The organism is Aeromonas sp. R1-1, from assembly GCF_040908495.1.
Lineage (GTDB): Bacteria > Pseudomonadota > Gammaproteobacteria > Enterobacterales > Aeromonadaceae > Aeromonas > Aeromonas veronii.
On record NZ_JBFODV010000020.1, the window covers coordinates 1 to 2,446 of the forward strand.

Genomic DNA, 2,446 nt, shown 5'->3' on the forward strand with positions numbered 1-2,446 from the left:
GTTACTGCTGCAGCTCCTGCTCGCTGAACACCCCGGCAAACAGGGCGCTGGAGAGGTAACGCTCCGCCGCACTCGGCAGGATGACCACAATGGTTTTGCCCGCAAATTCCGGCAGCTCGGCCAGACGGCTGGCAGCCACCACCGCAGCACCGGAGCTGATACCGGCCAGGATCCCCTCCTCCTCCATCAGGCGGCGAGCCATCTCGATGGCTTCATCGCTGGTCACCCTCTCCACCCGATCGATGAGGGAGAGGTCCAGGTTGCCAGGGATAAAGCCGGCGCCGATCCCCTGGATCTTGTGGGGGCCCGGTTTGATCTCTTCCCCGGCCAACTTCTGGCTGATGACCGGCGACTCGGCCGGTTCGACCGCGACAGAGACCACCGCCTTGCCTTTCGTCTGCTTCAGATAGCGGGAGACCCCGGTAATGGTGCCGCCGGTACCGACCCCGGCCACGAACACATCCACTTCGCCGTCAGTGGCATCCCAGATCTCTGGGCCGGTGGTCTTTTCGTGGATCTCCGGGTTGGCCGGGTTTTCAAACTGTTGCAGCAACACATACTTGCCCGGCTCGGATTCGAGGATCTCGTTGGCCTTGGCAATGGCACCCTTCATGCCGAGGGGCCCTTCGGTCAGCACCAGATTGGCACCGAGCGCCTTGAGCAACTTGCGGCGCTCCAGGCTCATGGTGGCCGGCATGGTCAGGGTGATGGGATAGCCGCGAGCTGCCGCGACAAAGGCCAGAGCAATACCCGTGTTGCCGCTGGTGGGCTCGATAATCTCCTTACCCTTGGTCAGGATGCCGCGCTTCTCGGCATCCCAGATCAGGTTGGCACCGATACGGCACTTGACGCTGAAGCTGGGGTTGCGGCTCTCGATCTTGGCCAGCACGCGACCTTTGGTAACACGGTTGAGACGAACCAGCGGGGTGTGACCGATAGTCTGGCTGTTGTCCTCAAAAATTTTGCTCATGGCGCTATCCCTGTGTTTGTTACGACGATGAAACAAGATTACCCTGTGGTTTCTGAATGAGAAGTGACTATTCGTTATAACCATATGGTATTACAACATATAGAGCTTATTCTCTCTGGCCCCTGACTCCGGGCGCCAATCGTCAAAGGAACCGACGTTATGGGATTTTCAGGAAGCAGCCAGTATCTCGCCTCCGATGCATTGAAGATGGCGGTCAATGCCGCCATCACCCTCGAAAAACCGCTGCTAATCAAAGGGGAGCCGGGCACCGGCAAGACGGTGCTGGCAGAAGCGGTCGCCGACCATCTCGGTACAGACCTCATTGCCTGGCATATCAAGTCCACCACCAAAGCCCAGCAGGGACTCTACGAATATGATGCGGTGGCCCGGCTGCGGGACTCCCAGCTCGGCGACCCCAGAGTGGCCGATATCAGCCACTACATTCGTAAAGGCAAGTTGTGGCAGGCTTTTAGCGCCGAGCAGCGACCTGTGCTGCTGATCGACGAGATCGACAAGGCCGACATCGAATTCCCCAACGATCTGCTGCTGGAGCTGGATCGGATGGAGTTCGACGTCTACGAGACCGGCGAGCGAGTCAAGGCACGCCAGCGGCCGGTGGTCATCATCACCTCCAACAATGAAAAAGAGCTGCCGGATGCCTTCCTGCGCCGCTGCTTTTTCCACTACATCCGCTTCCCCGACAAGGCCGAGATGCAGGCCATCGTCAAACTCCACTACCCCGACCTCAAGGAGAGCCTGCTTGGCGAGGCAATGGATCTCTTCTTCGAGCTGCGCGAGGTAGAGGGACTGCGCAAGAAACCCTCCACCTCGGAGCTGCTGGACTGGATCCGCCTGCTCTTGGCCGACGATATCGCCCCCGAGGCGATGCGCGCCCGCGAGCCAGGCAAGCTGGTGCCCGCGCTATATGGCGCCCTGCTCAAGACCGAGCAGGATTTCCATCTCTTCGAGAAGCTAGCCTTTCTGGCCCGGCGCGGCAGCTGACCCATGCTGATCGACTTTTTTACCCACCTGCGCCGCCACAAGCTCCCATGCAGCCTGCGCGAGCTGCTGGACTTGCACGCCGCACTGGCTGCCCGGCTGGTCGCTGCCGATATGGACGAGTTCTACCAACTCTCCCGCTGCCTGCTGGTAAAAGACGAGGCCCACTACGATCGCTTCGATCGCGCCTTCGCCGAATACTACGAAGGGCTGGAAGCCACTCCCCTGCTGCCGGAGAGCCTGCCCGAGGAGTGGCTGCGCAAGGAGTTCGAACGGCTGCTGAGCCCAGAGGAGAAGGCGCTGCTCAAATCCCTCGGCGGACTCGACAAGCTGCTGGAAACCCTTAATCAGCGGCTGAACGAGCAGAAAGAGCGCCACGCCGGTGGCAACAAGTGGGTGGGAACCGGTGGCAGCAGCCCGTTTGGTCACGGCGGTTTTCACCCCGAGGGGGTGCGCATGGGTGGAGAGGGGCAGCAC

General features: G+C 60.7%; 2 protein-coding genes and 1 pseudogene. 2 read left to right on the forward strand and 1 reads right to left on the reverse strand.

The window, feature by feature from the left end:
• Position 1: 1 nt before the first annotated feature.
• A complete protein-coding gene (cysK, locus tag AB5Y92_RS00930; RefSeq protein ID WP_164537435.1) occupies positions 2 to 970 on the reverse strand; it encodes a cysteine synthase A in 969 nt (322 codons plus the stop codon).
• A gap of 159 nt (positions 971 to 1,129) precedes the next feature.
• Between cysK and AB5Y92_RS00935 the strand changes: the two genes are divergently transcribed.
• Positions 1,130 to 1,972: an AAA family ATPase gene (locus AB5Y92_RS00935; protein WP_368225182.1), complete on the forward strand. Its 843-nt coding sequence runs from the start codon at positions 1,130 to 1,132 to the stop codon at positions 1,970 to 1,972.
• 3 nt (positions 1,973 to 1,975) lie between these two features.
• Positions 1,976 to 2,446 (forward strand): annotated as a pseudogene (locus AB5Y92_RS00940) (hypothetical protein); the annotation flags it as partial.